This window comes from Klebsiella sp. P1927, from assembly GCF_018204675.1.
Taxonomy (GTDB): domain Bacteria; phylum Pseudomonadota; class Gammaproteobacteria; order Enterobacterales; family Enterobacteriaceae; genus Klebsiella; species Klebsiella pneumoniae.
The window spans coordinates 3,673,275-3,692,229 of sequence record NZ_CP073377.1 but is presented as its reverse complement, the minus strand read 5'-3'; the positions used below and the strand labels follow the sequence as shown (position 1 = coordinate 3,692,229).

The following is an 18,955-nucleotide window of genomic DNA, read 5'->3' as shown; positions in this document are numbered from 1 at the left end:
GGTGCGCCGCGCCTTATCCGGGCTACCTTTCGGCGGTGTTACGTAGCCCCGGTAAGCGTAGCGCCACCGGGGGGCCGTCCCGGAGTGGTAGCGCCAATTCGGGACGCCTTATTCGGGCGATGGGGCCCGCTAACCCGCGGGGATTACGACATAATCAAACCGCCATCGATATTGATGGTCTGCCCGGTGAGATAGCGCGCGTCGTCGGAGGCGAGGAAGGCCACCAGCCCGGCCACGTCTTCCGGCTTACCGGCGCGTTTCATTGGGATCCCTTCGACCCATTCCGCCATCAGTTCGCCCTTGCCGTAGCGCTTCTGCTCGGTGCTGAGAATTTCGCCCCACACGCGGTCGTTGTAATCCCACATCTCGCTCTCAATGATGCCGGGGCAGAAGGCGTTGACGGTGATATTCCACGGTGCCAGCTCGTGCGCCAGGCTTTGGGTAATGCCGATCACGCCCATTTTGCTGGCGGCGTAGTGCGGCGTGTAGATAAACCCCTGTCGCCCCTGGCCGGAAGAGGTGTTGATCAGGCTGCCGTGATTCTGTTTCACCATATATTTGGCCGCCTCGCGGCAGCACAGCCACACGCCGGTGGTGTTGACCGCCAGCACTTTTTCGAAATCGGCTTTTGGCATCCGGTCGTAGTAATCGATGGTGATCACCCCGGCGTTCTGAATGGAGACGTCGATGGTGCCGAAGCGCGCGGCGGCCTGCTCATATAGCCCCTGAACCTGGGCTTCATCGGTGACATCGACCTGCAGCGATAAAATATCCGCCTGATAGCGCTGACGCAGGGTTTCGGCGGTCTCGTGAACGCGCTCGGCGTTGGAGACCATCACCAGATTCGCGCCGTCGCGGGCAAAGCGCTCGGCAATGCCTGCGCCGATGCCGCGGCAGGCGCCGGTGATCACCACCGTTTTGTTCTGGAAATCTCGTTGCATATTTTTTCCCTTTCGCTGAGCCGGGCACCAGGCCCGGCGGAAGATGTGAATCGTTGCCGGTTAGCTGGAGGTGGCGCCGTTGGGGGGGATGGCGGCCAGTTTTTCCTCGTGGCGGCGCATCAGGATGACCTTGCTCTGCAGCTTCTGCTGGAACTGGTCGACGACCACAGCGGTGACAATCACCACGCCTTTAATCACCATCTGCCAGAAGTCGCTGACGCCCATCATCACCATGCCGTCGGCAAGGAAGACGATGACGAAGGCGCCGATAATTGACCCGGTCACCCGGCCGCGGCCGCCGGCCAGCGCGGTACCGCCGAGCACGGTGGCGCCGATGGCGTCCATCTCAAACATGTTGCCGGTCATCGGGTGCGCGGTTTGCAGCTGTGATGCGACGATCAGGCCGACAAACGCCGCGCACAGGCCGGAGAAGGCATAGACGAATATTTTCGCTTTCACGATCGGCACGCCGGCGAGGCGGGCGGCAGACTCATTGCCGCCGATGGCGTAGATGTAGCGGCCAAGCGGCGTTTTAGTGGTCAGCCAGTAGCCCAGCACGAGGAAGCCGATCATCAGCCAGATCGGCAGATAGACGCCGAGCAGGGTGCCGGATCCGAGGGTGGCGAAACCGGTGTTGCCCAGCGCTTCCATGCCATTGAGATTCGGGTAGGTGCTCCCGTCGTTAAACAGCAGCGCGGAGCCGCGGGCGACGTACATCATGCCTAAGGTGCAGATAAACGGCGCCACGCCGAAGCGGGTGATCACCGCGCCGTTGACCAGGCCGACCAGCACGCCGAAGATCGCCACGCAGAGGATCACCTCCGGGACATTAAAGAAGAGGATATCGCCGTTCCACAGCGGCAGGCCGTTGGTCAGCAGCGCGCCCGCCACCATGCCGCAGATCCCCGCTACCGCACCGACGGACAAATCAATGCCGCCGGTGAGAATGACCAGCGTCATGCCGATGGCCAGCAGGCCGGTGATCGCCACGTGCTGGGTCATGATCAGCAGGTTAGAGGCGGTCAGGAAGTTGGGTACCATCACGCTGAAGAACGCGATCACCAGCAGGAGGGCGATAAAGGTGCGGGCCTTCAGCAGGTACATATAAATCATATATTTCTGGTTCATGATGGATTCCAGCCTGATTAATCTTGAGGTGTTGAAGCCGCGATTAACTGTTCGCGGGTCACCGCATGGCGCGGTAAATCGGCGGTAATGCGGCCATCGGCCATCACCAGGATGCGGTCGGCCAGGGCCATCACCTCATCCAGTTCCGAAGATGAGAACATCACCGCCAGCCCCTGCTGAGCCATTTTGCCGATCAGGTGATAGACGTCGGTTTTCGCGCCGACGTCGATGCCGCGCGTCGGTTCGTCGAGGAACACCACCTGCGGCTGGGTCATCAGCGCTTTACCCAGCACCACTTTTTGTTGATTGCCGCCGCTCAGCGAGGTGATGGGCAATGTGGCGTCGCTGACCTTGATCGCCAGCTGCTGGATCATCTCTTTCACGCAGGACTCTTCTTTTTGCGGGTTCAACCAGCGCCAGGCGCGGCGGAACCCCTGCAGGCTGAAATCAGAGAGCGTCATGTTGGCCTGAATCGACATCATCTGCACCACGCCTTCGCCCTGACGGTCCTCCGGCACCAGCGCCAGCCCCTTTTTCAGGCGCTGTTGAAAGCGAGATTTGCCGATGCTTTCGCCGTTAAGATGCACCTCGCCGCGCTGGCAGGGCATCAAGCCGACCAGGCCTTTAAACAGCTCGGTGCGCCCGGCGCCCAGCAGGCCGTAAATACCGATCACTTCGCCTTTGCTGAGGGTGAAGGTGACGTCATTGAGCTTGTAACCGCCGCTGGGATGCAGCGCGGTCAGCCCTTTGACGTCAAGCACTGCGTCGCCTTTTGGCGCCGGTTGATAATCAAAGTGTTTTTTCTTATCACCGACCATCTGCTCGATGATCCACGGTACGCTGGCGTCGCTGACGTGACGCTCGCTGATAAAGCGACCGTCGCGGAAAATGGTGATGTTGTCGCCAATCTCCATCAGCTCTTCGAGGCGATGCGAGATATAGATGATGGTCACGCCGCGCCGCTTAAGCTGCGCGATCACCTTGAACAGCACTTTGACCTCAGACTGGCTCAGCGCCGAGGTGGGCTCGTCCATGATCAGCACGCGGGTGTCTTTCGACAGGGCGCGGGCAATCTCGACTAACTGCTGGTGGCCGATACCGAGTTCACCCAGCGGAGCGTAAGGATCGACATCCAGCTCCAGCCGTTCCAGCAGCGATTTGGCCAGCGCGTACTGGTATTTTTCGTTAATGCGTCCTTTCTGAAAGAATTCATTCGCCATGAAGATGTTGTCCATCACATTCATATTGGGAAATAAATTCAGTTCCTGAAAAATAATACTGATGCCCAGTTTTTCTGCCTGATGCGTCGACTGTAATGAAACTGCTTCACCATCGAGGATAATTTGCCCGGAGGAGGGCGTTTCCACACCGGCAAGCATTTTCATCATGGTGGATTTACCCGCACCATTTTCTCCGATTAGCACGTTGACCTTATTTCGATAGACCCGGTAATTGACATTATCCAGGGCGGTTACGCCGGGATAGACGCGCGACAGGCCGCGGGTTTCGATAATCACTTCGGACTCAACGGGCTGGGGAGCGACGAGATCGTGCGGCGCCATATTATTGTCCCCCTGCATGAATGATTTTCGCCGGGGTAATTTCCGGGAGAGTTTGTGGAATATCCCAGGCCGAGAAGACGCCGTACACCTCCACGCTGTCGCCGGTTTTGACGTTGGCTGTCTGAATCATTTTGACCGCCTGACTGTTGATATTCTTGCTGTACTCGCCGAACAGCACCTGGTCATTAAAGTCCTGATAGCTGGCGCCGCTGTAGCCGTCGCGCAGCTGGGTGCCGCGCAGGGTAGGGCCAATCTGCACCGTCACCTTCCCGACGCTGGCGTCGGTCAAGGTCATTTTGCCGCTGCGCGAGGCGGTATCGAGTTTGCTGACGGTACCTGAAACCTTGACGTAGAAGATGCAGGGGTTTTCATCCTGCGCACGGTAGCCGAGGGTTTTACAGGCGCTATCAATGTCTTTTGCCGCCTTGAGCGCGCTCATCAGTTCCGCCGCCGGACGCGCTTTCGTCACCACCTGCGGTACGATGCTCTGCTGCCAGGTTTTATCCATATTCGCCATATGCGGGTTGGGCGGGGATTTCAGGTCTGCCAGCTCCTGCTGCGAGACGATGCGACAGCCCCCTAGCGCCAGTACGGCCAGCGTCAGACAGGTTTTCTTAAACATAATGCTCTCCTCTGCGCCCCCGCAGGGGCGCAACCACCCGAACTCAGGACTTAATGTTGAAATCCTGGACTTTATCGGCGTTATCCTGAGTAATCAGAATGCCGCGGAACATCACGCGCTGCTTCGCCGGCTTCTCGCCTTTTTGCAGGTAGTTATCCAGATCGGTGACGCCCTGAGCGGCGATGGCCTGCGCCTGCAGCATCACGGTTGCCTGCAGGGTGCCGGCTTTCACGGCGTCGCGCTCATCGTTGCTGCCGTCGATGCCGACGACGATCACATCGCTACGGTTGGCCGCTTTCAGCGCCGCAATCGCGCCAAGGGCTACCGGCCCGTTGCCACAGATGACGCCTTTCACGTCGGGGTGCGCCTGCAGGATGCTGTCCATGATGCGTTTGCCGTCGATCAGGGTGCCTTTGGCATCCTGTTTCGCCACGCTGACCATATCCGGATATTGGTCAATGACCTGATGGAAAGATTTAGAACGGGTGACGCAGTTATTATCGGCGAGGTTGCAGGTCAGCTCGGCGTATTTGCCTTTCTCCGCCATTTTCTCGACGAAGACGTTGGCGACCTCAGAGCCGGCCTGGAAGTTATTGTGGGTAATTTGTTCCAGTGCCACATCATCAACCGGAATTTCGCGGTTAATTAAGACCACCGGAATGCCCGCTTTTTTGGCTTTTTCAACGGCGGCGACGCTGGCGGTGGAGTCAGCGTTATCGAGAATAATGCCCTGCACTTTTTTACCAATCGCGGTGTCGATAAGCTCATTCTGCTTTTTGACATCTTCGCCATGGGACAGCACGGTGGTTTTGTAGCCGAGAGCTTGCGCTTTTTCGCTGGCGCCTTTGGCTTCCGAGGCGTAATACGGGTTATCCAGCGAGTTGACCATGATCATAATGGTGCCTTTCTCCGCGGCGTGCGCGGCAAAGGAGAAGGCGGTCAGGGTCGCAGCGGTTAAAAGGGTTATACGTAATTTCATGACTCTGTTCCTGTATTTTTATATTCGAACAAATGAGCCCCTGAGCGGGCAGGCTTTTACGGTCTGAAATTTCCCCTAATGTATTCGGGGATAGCGATATCGTTATGGGCCGGGTTTCTCCTGTGATAAGTGAATGCGTGTCGTCGCGCAGTCTGGCGGTCAGGCTGGCGAGTCCGGTTTCCATAATGTTCGGTCGACCGCATGGCGCCACTCCTGCCAGCGCGTTTGTAAACGCTGGTGGCGGGCCATGTCGGGCTGAAAGGTGCTGTGTTCGGTTAAGAAGGCCTGCAGATCGGCGGTCGACCCCGGATGGAGCGCTTTGCGCGCCAGCAACGCCGCGCCGATGGCGGACAGCTCCGGCACATCGCTGCGCATCACCGGGCAGCCGAGCAGATCGGCCTGGTATTGCATCAGCCAGTCATTGTTGGTCGGCCCGCCGTCCACCATCAACGCCGTCAGGGTGAACTCCTCATGCTGACGCATCGCCACCACCACGTCGGCTATCTGATAGGTGATGGACTCCAGCGCCGCACGGATCAGATGCGCGCGTTTCACCCCGCGACTCAGGCCGCAAATCACGCCGCGGGCGCTGTCATCCCACCAGGGCGCGCCAAGACCGGTCAGCGCCGGCACGAAGTAGACCCCGAGGGTTGAGTCGACGGAGGCGGGGAGGGTATTCAGCTCATGGGCCAGCTCGGCGGCAGAGAGTTCGCTCAGTCCGGTGCTGTCCGCCATCCAGGCGACAGCATCGCCGGTGTGGGGAATATTCCCTTCCAGGCCCCACACCAGCTGGTCGCCATCGTGCCAGGCGACGGTGGTCGCCAGCGCGTCGATATCGCACTGCGCCGATTTGACCGGGGCCATGACCGAAGAGCCGGTGCCGTAGGTGGCTTTGACGCAGCCTGCCTCGCCGAGCGCGTGGCCGAACAGCGCGGCGTGGGAGTCGCCGATCATCGACATGATCGGAATACCGTCCGGAATGGCGGCCAGTCCTTTGGTATGGCCGAAGAGGCCGCTCGACGGTTTAATTTCCGGCAACGCCGCGCGCGGAATGCCGAACAGCGCCAGCATCTCGTCGTCCCACTCGCCGCGGTGCAGGTTCAGCAGCTGGGTGCGGGAGGCATTGGAGTAGTCGCAGCAGAAGGCTTCTCCAGCAGTCAGATTCCACAGCAGCCAGCTGTCGATGGTGCCGAGGCAAATCTCACCGCGTTCGGCGCGCAGGTGGCCATCGACAGTCGCATCCAGCAGCCAGCGCATTTTGGAGGCCGAGAACAGCGGGGCGATTGGCAGGCCGGTGGCACGCTTAATGTGCTGTTCCTGACGATCGTGACGCAGCGTGTCGCAGAACGCGGCGCTGCGGGTGCATTGCCAGGTAATGGCCGCGTTAATCGGTTCGCCGCTGTCGCGATACCAGCCAATGGCGGTTTCCCGCTGGTTGCTGATAGCCAGCGCGGCGACGTTTTCCGCGCCAACGTGGGCCACCGCGCTGGCGATCACCGTCAGTGAGGCGGTAACCAGCGCTTCGCCCGATTGCTCCACCCAGCCGTCGCGCGGCGTTTGGATCGCCAGCGGCTGCGAGAATTTGACGATAACTTTGCCCCGGCTATCCAGCACCACCGCTTTGGCGTTGGTGGTGCCTTCATCCAGGGCAATGATGAACTCTTTTGCTGTCGCCTGCATCGTGCTCTCCTCGGTCACTCGGTGTCCTGGAACCGCGAAGACGAGGAATATCTCCCACCGTCTCCTGCGTCTGTGCAGGCCATGTTGTGACATTTCATTATCATCTTTTTAATCACTGAATATATATTCGATAGTGATTATTTATTTGATACCTTAAGCCACAAACCCGGTGACGGGCTACCGGAAAAATCATCAATTGTGCTGGCAATCACATTTCGCCGATCGGCGAAAGCGGCGATAGGCGGCTGGAGTGGTTGATTAACTGATTGAATTTAAATGTATTAACAGAGCCAGCCCTGAAGCTAAAAAAGCACGTCAGGGCGACAGAGAGGCAACCAGCGCGGCAGGTTAGTCGCTAACCAGCATTCGGGCGGTAGGGTAATCGGTGATTAAAACATCAATGTAGCCGCCGGTGAGGGCCCCTTTGATGGCCGCGACTTTGTCGGTACCGCCGGCCAGCGCGACCACGTTCGGGCATTTTTTGACCTTCTCCAGCGCCATACCGATCACCGGATCTTCATCATCGCGTAACACCGGATGGCCGTTTTTGTCGTAGTAGTGCAGGCAGATATCACCCACCGCGCCGCGCGCCGCCAGCACCTGCAGCATATCTTCGTGATAGTAATTACCGGAGGTTTTCAGCAGTTGAGAGGGTTCGAGAATGCCGATGCCGACGATGGCGATATCCACTTCATCAAAGCGCGACACCACGTCAGCGACGTCTTTGCTGGCCAGCAGCCGGTTGCGCTCCTCCATGGATCCTTCGATGCTCTGTGACGGCAGCAGCCAGGCGTCGCAATTCAGGCGCTGGGCGAGGGTCTGGGTAAGAATCGTCGCCTGCACGTTACCGTTTGGCCCGACGCCGCCGAGCAGTTGGATCACGCCGCTGGCTTTCAGGTTTTGCGCATGAACTTCATCGACCATCGCGCGAATGGTTGAGCTCCACGAGGAGACGCCAATCAGATCTTTTGGCCGCAGCCGGGTTTCCAGATAGTGGGCGGCGGCGGAGCCAATCGCCCGCTTGATGGTATGATCGCTGGCCTCTTCCTCGGTATCCACCACCACCGCCTGCTTAAGGCCGTAGCGGTCCTCAAGCCCTTTTTCGAGCTTCAGAAAGATGTTGGACGGCTGAACGACGCTGATCTTGACGACGCCTTCTTTCTGGCAGCGGGTAATGGCGCGGGAGACAAATGACTGAGACAGCGAGAGAAGTTGGGCGATATCAGACTGCTTTCGTCCTTCCAGATAGTAAAGCGTGGCAATCTTAACCAATAGCCGTTGTTCATCCTGCTTAGCCATATTAATCCTCGAAAATCATTTATCGCCTTTCTTCAGGCGGTTAGCTGCAGCCATTATCGTAGTGACTTTTATCATACGCGAAAAAAAATCAGACTTAAGTGTGACAGGCGTCTAACTTTTGCCAATCCTCAAAATCGACTATGGACAAAAACAAAACAGCCAGGCCATAATCGAATAAAGAATCATTATTGAATATATATTCAAGGCGATTTCGAGTCAATGTGTTTATCCGGGCTTCGCCTGGAGCGGGAGGCAGAATGTTCCTGAGTAGGGCGCTGTGGCAGAAGGCTTACCACCCGGCATAGGGATATCTGGTTTTTTTAGTCCTTGCTGGAATAAATATTCCATGCTGAAAATAAATTCAGAGGTGTGAAATGAATCCCTACAGATATGATATTCAGACGCTGGAGCGTAAAGCCCGCGCGGTGCGGCGCCATATTGTGCGCTTAAACGCCAATAGTCCGGCCGGCGGCCACACCGGGGCTGACCTTTCGCAGGTCGAACTGTTAACCGCGCTCTATTTCCGCGTCCTTAACGTCGCGCCGGACCGGCTCGACGACCCGCAGCGCGATATCTACATCCAGTCGAAAGGCCACGCCGTGGGCTGCTACTACTGCGTCCTGGCGGAAGCCGGCTTCTTCCCGGTCGAGTGGCTGGAGACCTACCAGCATGCCAATTCCCATCTCCCCGGCCACCCGGTGCGGCAAAAAACGCCGGGCATCGAGCTCAACACCGGCGCGCTGGGCCACGGTTTGCCTGTTGCGGTGGGGCTGGCGCTGGCCGCGAAGAAAAGCAACAGCACCCGCCGCATTTTTTTGATCACCGGCGACGGCGAACTGGCGGAAGGCAGTAACTGGGAAGCCGCCCTGGCGGCTGCACATTACGGCCTGGATAATCTGGTCATTATTAATGATAAGAACAACCTCCAGCTGGCCGGGCCGACGCGCGAAATCATGAATACCGATCCGCTGGCCGATAAATGGCGCGCCTTCGGTATGGAAGTCAGCGAATGCCAGGGTAACGACATGGCCTCGGTGGTCTCGGTCATCGAGGGGTTGAAGCAGGAAGGTAAACCCAACGTTATTATTGCCAACACCACGAAAGGTGCCGGTATTTCCTTTATCCAGGGGCGCCCGGAGTGGCACCACCGGGTGCCGAAAGGCGAAGAAATTGCACTGGCACTGGAGGAACTGAAAGATGAGTAATGCAGAACACCTGGCTAACGTCATGGTCGAAGCCTTTATCGCCGCCGTGGAGCGCGGCGTCGATCTGGTGCCGGTGGTAGCCGACTCCACGTCAACGGCCAAAATCGCGCCGTTTATTAAACAGTTCCCCGGCCGGCTGGTGAACGTCGGCATCGCCGAGCAGAGCATGGTCGGCACCGCCGCCGGTCTGGCGCTGGGCGGAAAAGTGGCTGTGACCTGTAACGCCGCGCCGTTTCTTATCTCGCGGGCCAATGAGCAAATCAAAGTGGATGTCTGTTACAACAACACCAACGTCAAGCTGTTTGGCCTTAACGCCGGAGCCAGCTACGGCCCGCTGGCCAGCACCCACCATGCCATTGACGATCTGGCGGTGATGCGCGGCTTCGGCAATATCCAGATTTTCGCCCCGTCCTCGCCGCGCGAATGTCGGCAGATTATTGATTACGCCATCGGTTATCAGGGGCCGGTCTATATTCGCCTCGATGGCAAGGCGCTGCCGGAACTGCACGATGAAAGCTATCGCTTTGTACCGGGCGCGATCGTCACGCTGAGGGAAGGCGATGATATCGCGCTAGTGGCCACCGGCTCGACGGTGCATGAGATCGTCGATGCGGCGCAGATGCTGGCCGACGCGGGGATTCAGGCCAAAGTGGTGAGCGTGCCATCTCTTCGCCCCTGCGATACCGCCGCGCTGCTGGCGGCGCTGAAGCCGTGCAAAGCGGTGATTACGGTGGAGGAGCATAACGTCAACGGCGGGCTGGGCAGCCTGGTGGCGGAAGTATTGGCTGAGGCTGGGGTGGGTATCCCGCTCAAACGTCTGGGGATCCCGGATGGTGAGTATGCGGCGGCGGCAGATCGCGGCTGGCTGCGTAAACACCACGGTTTCGATGCCGCTTCCGTCGCGGAGCTGGCGCAGAAAATGCGCTGATTTTTCGCCGTCTAAAACCGATAACCCGTGCGGAATGCCGCGCGGGTTTTTTTACGGCGCGCAGAGCGTGATGATGTATTCCCCTGCCTGAATCCATTGCAGCCGATACTCCACGGTGGAGAGCCGAAGACGCAGATTTCCTTCCTTTATTGCAGCCAGCGTAAAATCGTTAAAACCGACGCCCGCCTGTACGTCGGGATGGCAGGCCTTAAACCCACTCTCTTTTGCCGAAAACGCCAGCGTCAGCGCCAGCGGGAAGGGCAGGCCGCTGCGCAGCAGCGCCGTTTTTTCCGCCGGGCTGATAATGCTGCTCTCCAGCTCCGCGGCCAGCTGTGGGGTAAACCGGCGCTCGATATCGACGCCCACCGGCCGATCGGCGATCACCGCCAGCGCGCGCTGGCCGCAATGACTTATGCTGCCGAACCAGGGCGTGGGCCACAGCGGCTGGCGCTGGTCGCCGATGGCGGGAAGCCGTTTCTCCCCCACCTCGCGCAGGGCGTATGCCGCGGCGATGCGTCCGGCCAGGTGCTCCGCCTGCCGCTTGCGGCCCCACCCGGTCAGGCTGGCGTGATAGGGCAGCCAGAACAGATCTTCAGGCTGGAAAGTCGCCGGGTCGAAGTCGATCTGCTGGATGGTATAGCCGGCCAGAGGCAAAACGGTGCGATGGTGGCGCATAGGGTAAGGTTACCGCGGTTGCCCCCGCCCTTTGTCCAGCAAGGGCGGGGGAGGGAGAACCCGCTATCAGAAGTGGGTGTTGACGCTCAGGTACCAGGTGCGGCCCGATTCATTGTAGGTCTCGGCGCCGGCGCCGTACATCGTGCCGGTGGCGCCCCCGGTGGTCTGGGCGTTGCCCGCGCGCCAGTGGCGCTTATCGAAGACGTTATCCACGCCGCCGGTCAGACTGACGTATTTGGTGACGTCCCAGGTCGCGCTCAGGCCGAGGATGCTGTAGGGGCTAACCTCGTTCTTCTCGCTGCCGGTGACCGGTTGACCCTTGTAGTTGTACTTCTTCGGCTCCTGCTTGCCGTACCAGGTGAAGGTCGACTGCAGCGAAACGTCATCGCGAACCTGCCAGCTCAGGGTGGAGTTCAGCGTGTATTCCGGGATAATCGACAGACGATCGCCGGTCTTTTTGTTCTTACTCTGCAGCATATAGGTGATGTTGTTGGTCCAGTTGACGGTCTCGCTCACCGGAACGTTCAACGTCCCCTCCAGACCTTCCACCACCGCTTTCGGCACGTTTTCCCACTGGTAGAGATCGGTACCTTTATTGTTTTGATAGACCGGAGCATAGCCCGCTTCAATCTTGTTGCGGTAGTCGTTGCGGAACCAGGTGACGCCCGCCAGCCAGCCGTCGCGTTTAAACTCGAGGCCAATCTCTTTGTTGATGCTGGTCTCGGCTTTTAAGTCGTCGTTACCCTGCAGATAGCAGCCGTCTTTACTGGCATAGCAGCCCTGGCCTTTACTGTAGAGAATGTAGTTCGGGTTGGTCTGATACAGGCTCGGCGCTTTATAGGCGCGAGCGATACCCATCTTCAGCGTGAAGTCGTCCCACAGCCCCTGCGACAGGTTGAGGGACGGGCTCCAGTTATTGCCGACAATGCTGTGATGATCGAAACGCAGCGCCGGAGTCAGCATGGTGGTGTCGGTCAGCTCCATGTTGTTCTCGGCGAACAGCGAGAAGATTTCCGCCTGCGAGTACGGGCTGCGGCCGGTGCTGTCGTAACCCGGAATTTCGCCTCCCGACAGCGCCTGGGTGTTGGACGCGTTATCCTTCATCCGCTGTTGATTCCACTCGCTGCCCAGCGTCAGGTTCTGATTAACCAGGTAGTCGAACGGGATACTGACTTCACTGTGCAGCATCACATCTGACAGATCGATATCCGAGAACTGATTACTGTTAAAGATCCCCTCGGTGCCCCCGGCCAGGCCTTCGCCTTTGCGCGAGTTGCGGGTGCGCTCGTACTGCGCCCAGTTGCTGGTGGTCACCCCGTTGTCCCGGGCGCCGTTCCAGGTGACCGAGTAGGTGTTGCGGTACAGCCGGTTGGTCTCTTTACCGTAGTTCTCTTTTACCAGGTCGTTGGTGTTGGTGTTCTGGGTGTCGCCAGCGTAGAGGTTGCCCTGGCGGCTGTAGCCGGCCTCAAACTCCAGCGACTGCATCGGAGCGAATTCCCAGCGCACCAGACCATCGATGTTTTTGTTTTTCACCCCTTCGCGCCCGGCCGGCAGGGTGTCGGCATAGATCCCGGTACGTTCGGACTGATGGCCCTGGTTGATATCCCAGGCGTCGGCCTGCGTTTTGTCGAGGTTACCGAACAGGCGGAAGCTAAAATCGCCGCCCAGCGGGCCGCTGAGGCTGAAGTTAGTGCGTTTGGTGGAGCCTTCATCCTTGTGCTCCGGGGCGTTCATATAGGTGTTCCATGAGCCGTGCCACTCATCGCCGGTTTTTTTGGTGATGATATTCACCACGCCGCCGGCGGCGCCGTTGCCGTAGCGGGCGGCGGCCGGGCCGCGAATCACTTCGATACGTTCGATCATCTCCGGCGGCACCCAGCTGGTATCGCCGCGGGTGTCGCGCTCGCCGCGCCAGCCAAGGCGCACGGAGTTGCGGCTGGTGACCGGCTTGCCGTCGATCAGGATCAGGGTATTTTCCGGGCCCATGCCGCGGATATCAATCTGGCGGTTGTTGCCGCGCTGGCCGCTGGTGGAGTTGCCGGTCAGGTTGACTCCCGGCATGGTGCGAATGATCTCCGAGACGTCGCGCGCCGGGGGGCGTTTGCGGATCTCATCGGCGGTGATGGTGGAGACGCCCGGCGCCTGCAGGTTCTGCTCGGCGGCGGTGACCACCATGGTCTCTTCAGCGGCGCTGTTTTTATCGTCGGTGGCGGTTTCCGCTGCGCTTAACGGAAAAGCAACCCCGTAAATTCCCAGATTGACCAGCAAGGCCAGGGATTTGATCCTGTTATTCATTGTTATTCCTGCTTTTTGTCGCCACGTTCCCCAAACGCCCCTTCCCACCGGGAGGGGAGGCGGCATAAATGTTGCCAAAAGCGGGCAAAGGCACTCCGTCGCTGGCTGAATAAGCCCGATTTGACATGTTCTGATGAAAGACGCGCTTCCCACGGCGCGCTAATACGCTATTGCAAATGCAAATAGTTATCAATAATATTATCAATAAATAATGACAATTAATTAAAAAAGTCACGCTATACATAGGGTTAATGACAGAATGTTAAGGACAGGAAGCGAGGAGTGGTGGCAAACCCTGCGGGGGCCGCAGTGCCGCGCAGTGGATGGCGCCATCGAGGTAACGTTCTGGTGGCGGGACCCGGCGGGGGATGAAACCTGCTCTCCCCATCGTCGGGTATGGCTCTATATCACCGGCGTGACCGACCACCATCAGAATGCGCGTCCGCAATCGCTGCAACGTCTCCCCGGGACCGACGCCTGGTTCTGGCGCACTACGCTGTCGCCGACCTGGCGCGGCAGCTACTGTTTTATTCCCTCCGACCGTGACGATGATTTTTCCCCTGAGGTGTTCAGCGCTGATGCGCCCGACCGCGCGCTGCTACGCGAAGGCTGGCGCAAACTGCTGCCGCGGGCGATAGCCGATCCGCTGAACCCGCACAGCTGGCGGGGCGGACGCGGCCATGGCGTGTCCGCCCTGGAGATGCCGCAGGCCCCCGCGCAGCCCGGCTGGGACCCGCTTAATGAGGCGCATCCTGCCGCCCGTTGCCTTGAGTGGCGCAGCGCGCGTCTGGGCAACCATCGCCGGGTCTGGATCTACACCACCGGCGAGGCTGTCGACCCGCAAACGCGGCCGCTGGCGATCCTGCTCGACGGCCAGTTCTGGGCCGAGAGCATGCCGGTGTGGTCGCCGCTGGCCGCCCTGACCCGCGAGGGGAGACTGCCGCCGGCGGTCTACCTGCTGATCGACGCGATCGACAACCAGCGCCGCGGGGTTGAGCTGCCCTGTCACCGCGATTTCTGGCTGGCGGTGCAGGAGGAGCTCCTGCCGCTGGTCCACGGCTATGCCCCGTTCAGCGACCGCCCGGATCGGACGGTGGTGGCCGGGCAAAGCTTCGGCGGTCTGGCGGCGATGTTCGCCGCTCTCAACTGGCCGCAGCGCTTTGGCTGCGTGCTCAGCCAGTCAGGCTCCTACTGGTGGCCGCACCGTGATGGCCGCGGGACGGGCTTTATCGGCGAACAGCTTCGCCAGGGTGAGGTGTCCGCGGCCGGGCTGCGCGTCTGGCTGGAAGCGGGCCAACGCGAACCGATCATTTTTCGCGCGAACCAGGCGCTACTGGCGCAACTCACCACAACACAGCAGACGATTTTCTGGCGTCAGGTTGACGGCGGGCATGATGCGCTTTGCTGGCGCGGCGGGCTGACGGCAGGGCTTATCCAGCTCTGGCAGCCTCTGCTGTCGCACCCTTAGCATCGCGTTTTACGACAGGAGTTTGATATGCAATTCAGTAACCCCTTCGACAATCCGCAAGGGCAGTTTTACATTCTGCGCAATGATCAACAGCAGTACAGCCTGTGGCCGGCGCACTGCGACCTGCCTGCCGGCTGGACGGTGGCGTGCCCCCCGCAGTCGGCCGAGGCCTGCAACGCCTGGCTGGCGGCCAACTGGTCAACCCTGACCCCCGCCCATCATGCGTCATAAGGAGCTGACAATGACCACTCGTTTACCGTTGGTTGCCGCGCAGCCGGGGATCTGGATGGCCGAGCGCCTCTCCACTCTGCCAGGCGCCTGGAGCGTGGCCCACTATGTTGAACTGCGCGGCGCCCTCGACCCGACGCTGCTGGGAAAAGCGATTGTCGCCGGTCTGCAGCAGGCGGACACCCTCAGCCTGCGCTTTGAGGAAGAGGAGGGGGAAGTCTGGCAGTGGCTGGCGGCCGACCGCACCTTTGCCGAACCGTCGATCATTGACCTGCGTACGGCGCCGGATCCGCATCGCGCCGCCACGGAGCGGATGCAGGCGGACCTGGCGCAGGATCTGCGTGTCGACGGCGGCAACCCGCTGGTGTGCCATCAGCTGCTGCGCGTCGGCGACGACCGCTGGTACTGGTATCAGCGATATCACCACTTGCTGGTGGATGGCTTCAGCTTCCCGGCGATAACCCGGCAGATCGCCGCCATTTACCGCGCCTGGCAGCGGGGGGAAGCCACTCCTGAGTCGCCTTTCACCCCCTTCGCCGAGGTGGTGGACGAGTACCAGCGCTACGCCGGCAGCGAGGCCTGGCAGCGGGATAAAGCTTTCTGGCAGGCCCAGCGCCAGGCGTTACCGGCGCCTGCCTCACTCTCTGCCGCGCCGCTGGGCGGGCGCGCCGCCGGGAGCGATATCTGGCGGATGAAGCTGGAGATGAACGCCGACGCCTTCCGCCGCCTGGCCAGCCATGCGCCGCAGTGTCAGCCCGCTGACCTGGCGCTGGCGCTCACCACGCTGTGGCTGGGCCGCCTGTGCAACCGGATGGACTACGCGGCGGGCTTTATCTTTATGCGTCGGATGGGTTCAGCCGCGCTGACCTCGACAGGGCCGGTGCTCAATGTCCTGCCTCTGGCGGTGCATATTGACGCCCGGGAGACGCTGGCGGACCTGGCGATGCGCCTCGCCGCTCAGCTGAAAAAGATGCGCCGCCATCAGCGCTATGACGCCGAGCAGATCGTCCGCGACAGCGGCAAAGCGGCAGGGGACGAACCGCTGTTCGGCCCGGTGCTGAACGTCAAAGTCTTTGATTACCAGCTGGATATCGATGGTGTGCAGGCAGTGACCCACACCCTCGCCACCGGCCCGGTCAACGATCTCGAGCTGGCGCTGTTCCCGGATGAGACCGGCGGGCTGTCGCTGGAGATCCTCGCCAACAAGGCCCGGTACGACGAAGCCGAGCTCCGTCGCCACATGGCGCGACTGACCGCGCTGCTGGCGCAGTTCGCCGCCGATCCGACGCTGCGCTGCGGCGAAGCAGAGATGCTCTCCGCCGACGAGCTGGCCCGGCTGGCGGCGGTCAACGATACCGCTGTGCCGCTGCCTGCCACCACCCTCAGCGCGCTGGTGGCCGACCAGGCGCGGAAGACCCCGGATGCGCCGGCGCTGGCGGACGCCCGCTGGCAGTTCAGCTATCGCGAGATGCGTCAGCAGGTGGTGGCGCTCGCGCAGCTGCTGCGTCAGCGCGGCGTGAAGCCTGGGGACAGCGTGGCGGTGGCCCTGCCGCGCTCGGTGTTCCTGACCCTGGCGCTGCACGGCATTGTCGAAGCGGGGGCCGCCTGGCTGCCGCTGGACACCGGCTACCCGGACGACCGCCTGCGGATGATGCTGGAAGACGCCCGGCCGTCGCTGCTGATCGCCACGGAGGATCAACTGGCCCGCTTCAGCGATATTCCGGGGCTGGAAAGCCTCTGCTACCAGCAGCCGCTGGCCGCCGGGGATGACGCGCCGCTGGCGCTGTCAAAACCAGACCATACCGCCTACATCATCTTTACCTCCGGCTCCACCGGGCGGCCGAAAGGGGTGATGGTCGGCCAGACCGCCATCGTCAACCGCCTGCTGTGGATGCAGGATCGCTATCCGTTATCTGCCGACGACGTGGTGGCGCAGAAAACGCCGTGCAGTTTCGACGTGTCGGTGTGGGAATTCTGGTGGCCGTTTATCGCCGGCGCGCAGCTGGTGATGGCCGAGCCGGAGGCGCACCGCGACCCGCAGGCGATGCAGCAGTTCTTCGCCCGCTACGGCGTGACCACCACCCACTTTGTGCCGTCGATGCTGGCGGCGTTTGTCGCCTCGCTGGATGCCGACAGCGTCGCTGCCTGCCGCACGCTGCGGCGGGTATTCTGCAGCGGCGAAGCGCTGCCGACGGAATTGTGCCGCGAGTGGGAGCGCTTGACCGGCGCGCCGCTGCATAACCTGTACGGCCCGACGGAGGCGGCGGTGGACGTCAGCTGGTATCCGGCCTGCGGCCCTGAGCTGGCGGCCGTGACCGGCAGCAGCGTGCCGATTGGCTGGCCGGTGTGGAACACCGGGCTGCGCATTCTCGATGCCGCGATGCGCCCGGTACCGCCGGGGGTGGCGGGGGATCTTTATCTCACCGGCATCCAGCTGGCGCAGGGCTATCTGGGGCGCCCGGATCTCACCGCCAGCCGCTTTATCGCCGACCCGTTTGCCCCCGGCGAGCGGATGTATCGCACCGGCGACGTGGCGCGCTGGCTGGCGAACGGCGCGGTGGAGTACCTTGGCCGCAGCGACGATCAGCTGAAGATCCGCGGGCAGCGCATCGAGCTTGGCGAGATTGATCGGGTGATGTCGGCCCTGCCGGACGTGGGGCAGGCGGTGAGTCACGCCTGCGTCTTCAACCAGGCGGCGGCGACCGGCGGCGATGCCCGACAGCTGGTGGGCTATCTGGTCTCTGACTCCGGCCTGCCGCTGGATACCGCGGCGCTGAAAGCGCGGCTGGCGGAACAGCTGCCGCCGCATATGGTGCCGGTGGTGCTGATGCAGCTCGCTGAGCTGCCGCTGAGCGCCAACGGCAAACTGGACCGCAAAGCGCTGCCGCTGCCGACCCTCGGCGGCGAGCGCAGCGGTCGGCCGCCGGAGCCCGGCATGGAAACTCTTGTCGCCGCCGTCTTCAGCCAGCTGCTGGGCTGCGAGGTGAACGATATCGACGCCGATTTCTTCGCCCTTGGCGGTCATTCGCTACTGGCGATGCGCCTGGCGGCACAGCTCAGCCGCCAGCTGGCGCGGCAGGTGACCCCGGGGCAGGTGATGGTGGCCTCGACGGTGGGCAAACTGAGCGCGCTGCTGGCCGCCGATCTCAGCGATGAGCAGGCCCGGCGCCTGGGGCTGGATACGCTTCTGCCGCTGCGCGAGAGCGACGGTCCGACGCTGTTCTGCTTCCATCCGGCCTCCGGCTTCGCCTGGCAGTTCAGCGTGCTGGCGCGCTATCTCAGCCCGCGCTGGTCAATTACCGGTATTCAGTCGCCGCGCCCGCAGGGGCCGATGGCCAGCGCCGCCAGCCTCGACGAGGTCTGCGAGCATCATCTGCAAACGCTGTTGGCGCAGCAGCCGCACGGCCCTTATTACCTGTTCGGGTATTCGTTGGGCGGCACCTTAGCCCAGGGGATTGCCGCCCGCTTGCGCCAGCGCGGCGAAGCGGTGGCCTTCCTCGGCCTGCTGGATACCTGGCCGCCGGAGACGCAAAACTGGGCGGAGAAAGAGGCCAACGGGCTGGATCCCGAGGTACTGGCGGAGATCGACCGCGAGCGCGAAGCGTTCCTCGCCGCCCAGCAGGGGCAAGCCTCCGGCGAGCTGTTCAGCGCCATCGAAGGCAACTATGCCGATGCGGTGCGGCTGTTAACCACCGCGCATAGCGCGAAGTTTGACGGCAAGGCGACGCTGTTCGTGGCGGAGAAGACGCGGCAGGAGGGGATGGATCCGCAGGTCGTATGGGGCCCGTGGGTGGGGGAACTGGAGGTGTTCAGCCAGAACTGCGCCCACGTCGATATCATCTCCCCGCAGGCCTTTGAGGCCATCGGTCCGGTGGTCAGGGAGATTCTGGGGTAACGGTTGAGTTCGGGCTACAGCAGGTAGCCCGGCTCAGCGTAGCGCAAGCC

Annotated in this window: 14 protein-coding genes; 5 read left to right on the top strand and 9 right to left on the bottom strand. The window is 61.3% G+C overall.

Features of this window, described 5'->3' with window-relative positions:
• Positions 1-143: 143 nt before the first annotated feature.
• From KB892_RS18700 to KB892_RS18670, 7 genes are all read right to left on the bottom strand, one after another.
• Entirely contained in the window at positions 144-941 is a 798-nt protein-coding gene (locus tag KB892_RS18700) for an SDR family oxidoreductase (RefSeq protein WP_002893589.1), read from the bottom strand.
• 60 nt (positions 942-1,001) lie between these two features.
• Positions 1,002-2,069, bottom strand: a complete 1,068-nt coding sequence (locus tag KB892_RS18695; RefSeq protein ID WP_002893591.1) for an ABC transporter permease — start codon at positions 2,067-2,069, stop codon at positions 1,002-1,004.
• A 17-nt stretch (positions 2,070-2,086) separates the two neighbouring features.
• Complete coding sequence (locus KB892_RS18690; RefSeq protein ID WP_002893593.1) at positions 2,087-3,631, bottom strand: sugar ABC transporter ATP-binding protein; 1,545 nt, start codon at positions 3,629-3,631, stop codon at positions 2,087-2,089.
• A gap of 1 nt (position 3,632) precedes the next feature.
• The gene (locus KB892_RS18685) at positions 3,633-4,253 is read right to left on the bottom strand and encodes a DUF2291 family protein (RefSeq protein ID WP_002893596.1); all 621 of its coding nucleotides are present in this window, start codon (positions 4,251-4,253) and stop codon (positions 3,633-3,635) included.
• Between the two features lie 43 nt (positions 4,254-4,296).
• Positions 4,297-5,232: a D-ribose ABC transporter substrate-binding protein gene (locus KB892_RS18680; RefSeq protein ID WP_002893597.1), complete on the bottom strand. Its 936-nt coding sequence runs from the start codon at positions 5,230-5,232 to the stop codon at positions 4,297-4,299.
• A gap of 159 nt (positions 5,233-5,391) precedes the next feature.
• Positions 5,392-6,912 (bottom strand): FGGY family carbohydrate kinase, encoded by a 1,521-nt coding sequence (locus KB892_RS18675; protein WP_002893599.1) that lies wholly within the window; start codon positions 6,910-6,912, stop codon positions 5,392-5,394.
• 348 nt (positions 6,913-7,260) lie between these two features.
• The gene (locus KB892_RS18670; protein ID WP_002893602.1) at positions 7,261-8,211 is read right to left on the bottom strand and encodes a sugar-binding transcriptional regulator; all 951 of its coding nucleotides are present in this window, start codon (positions 8,209-8,211) and stop codon (positions 7,261-7,263) included.
• A gap of 374 nt (positions 8,212-8,585) precedes the next feature.
• Between KB892_RS18670 and KB892_RS18665 the strand changes: the two genes are divergently transcribed.
• The gene (locus tag KB892_RS18665; RefSeq protein ID WP_002893603.1) at positions 8,586-9,416 is read left to right on the top strand and encodes a transketolase; all 831 of its coding nucleotides are present in this window, start codon (positions 8,586-8,588) and stop codon (positions 9,414-9,416) included.
• Positions 9,409-10,344 (top strand): transketolase family protein, encoded by a 936-nt coding sequence (locus KB892_RS18660; protein ID WP_002893604.1) that lies wholly within the window; start codon positions 9,409-9,411, stop codon positions 10,342-10,344. Before KB892_RS18665 ends, KB892_RS18660 begins: the two co-directional genes overlap by 8 nt.
• A 51-nt stretch (positions 10,345-10,395) precedes the next feature.
• Here the strand turns inward: KB892_RS18660 and entD are convergent, their stop codons facing one another.
• Entirely contained in the window at positions 10,396-11,019 is a 624-nt protein-coding gene (entD, locus tag KB892_RS18655; RefSeq protein ID WP_004151666.1) for an enterobactin synthase subunit EntD, read from the bottom strand.
• Between the two features lie 66 nt (positions 11,020-11,085).
• A complete protein-coding gene (fepA, locus tag KB892_RS18650; RefSeq protein WP_002893650.1) occupies positions 11,086-13,314 on the bottom strand; it encodes a siderophore enterobactin receptor FepA in 2,229 nt (742 codons plus the stop codon).
• A gap of 259 nt (positions 13,315-13,573) precedes the next feature.
• Here fepA and fes point away from each other — a divergent pair, with 259 nt between their 5' ends.
• The 3 genes from fes to entF are packed head-to-tail and all read left to right on the top strand — an operon-like array spanning position 13,574 to position 18,905.
• Positions 13,574-14,782 carry an enterochelin esterase gene (fes, locus tag KB892_RS18645; protein ID WP_004198313.1) on the top strand — a complete coding sequence of 403 codons (1,209 nt, stop codon included), beginning with the start codon at positions 13,574-13,576 and terminating at the stop codon, positions 14,780-14,782.
• 27 nt (positions 14,783-14,809) lie between these two features.
• Complete coding sequence (locus KB892_RS18640; RefSeq protein WP_004151664.1) at positions 14,810-15,013, top strand: MbtH family protein; 204 nt, start codon at positions 14,810-14,812, stop codon at positions 15,011-15,013.
• Positions 15,014-15,023: 10 nt separating this feature from the next.
• Positions 15,024-18,905: an enterobactin non-ribosomal peptide synthetase EntF gene (gene entF, locus KB892_RS18635; protein WP_004151663.1), complete on the top strand. Its 3,882-nt coding sequence runs from the start codon at positions 15,024-15,026 to the stop codon at positions 18,903-18,905.
• Positions 18,906-18,955 lie beyond the last annotated feature (50 nt).

Coding starts and splice junctions, on each gene's coding strand:
- KB892_RS18685 (WP_002893596.1), bottom strand. CDS start 4,253: ATGTTTAAGAAAACCTGTCTGACGCTGGCCGTACTGGCGCTAGGGGGC.
- KB892_RS18675 (WP_002893599.1), bottom strand. CDS start 6,912: ATGCAGGCGACAGCAAAAGAGTTCATCATTGCCCTGGATGAAGGCACC.
- fes (WP_004198313.1), top strand. CDS start 13,574: ATGTTAAGGACAGGAAGCGAGGAGTGGTGGCAAACCCTGCGGGGGCCG.
- KB892_RS18665 (WP_002893603.1), top strand. CDS start 8,586: ATGAATCCCTACAGATATGATATTCAGACGCTGGAGCGTAAAGCCCGC.
- KB892_RS18670 (WP_002893602.1), bottom strand. CDS start 8,211: ATGGCTAAGCAGGATGAACAACGGCTATTGGTTAAGATTGCCACGCTT.
- KB892_RS18640 (WP_004151664.1), top strand. CDS start 14,810: ATGCAATTCAGTAACCCCTTCGACAATCCGCAAGGGCAGTTTTACATT.
- KB892_RS18660 (WP_002893604.1), top strand. CDS start 9,409: ATGAGTAATGCAGAACACCTGGCTAACGTCATGGTCGAAGCCTTTATC.
- entF (WP_004151663.1), top strand. CDS start 15,024: ATGACCACTCGTTTACCGTTGGTTGCCGCGCAGCCGGGGATCTGGATG.
- entD (WP_004151666.1), bottom strand. CDS start 11,019: ATGCGCCACCATCGCACCGTTTTGCCTCTGGCCGGCTATACCATCCAG.
- KB892_RS18695 (WP_002893591.1), bottom strand. CDS start 2,069: ATGAACCAGAAATATATGATTTATATGTACCTGCTGAAGGCCCGCACC.
- KB892_RS18680 (WP_002893597.1), bottom strand. CDS start 5,232: ATGAAATTACGTATAACCCTTTTAACCGCTGCGACCCTGACCGCCTTC.
- KB892_RS18690 (WP_002893593.1), bottom strand. CDS start 3,631: ATGGCGCCGCACGATCTCGTCGCTCCCCAGCCCGTTGAGTCCGAAGTG.
- fepA (WP_002893650.1), bottom strand. CDS start 13,314: ATGAATAACAGGATCAAATCCCTGGCCTTGCTGGTCAATCTGGGAATT.
- KB892_RS18700 (WP_002893589.1), bottom strand. CDS start 941: ATGCAACGAGATTTCCAGAACAAAACGGTGGTGATCACCGGCGCCTGC.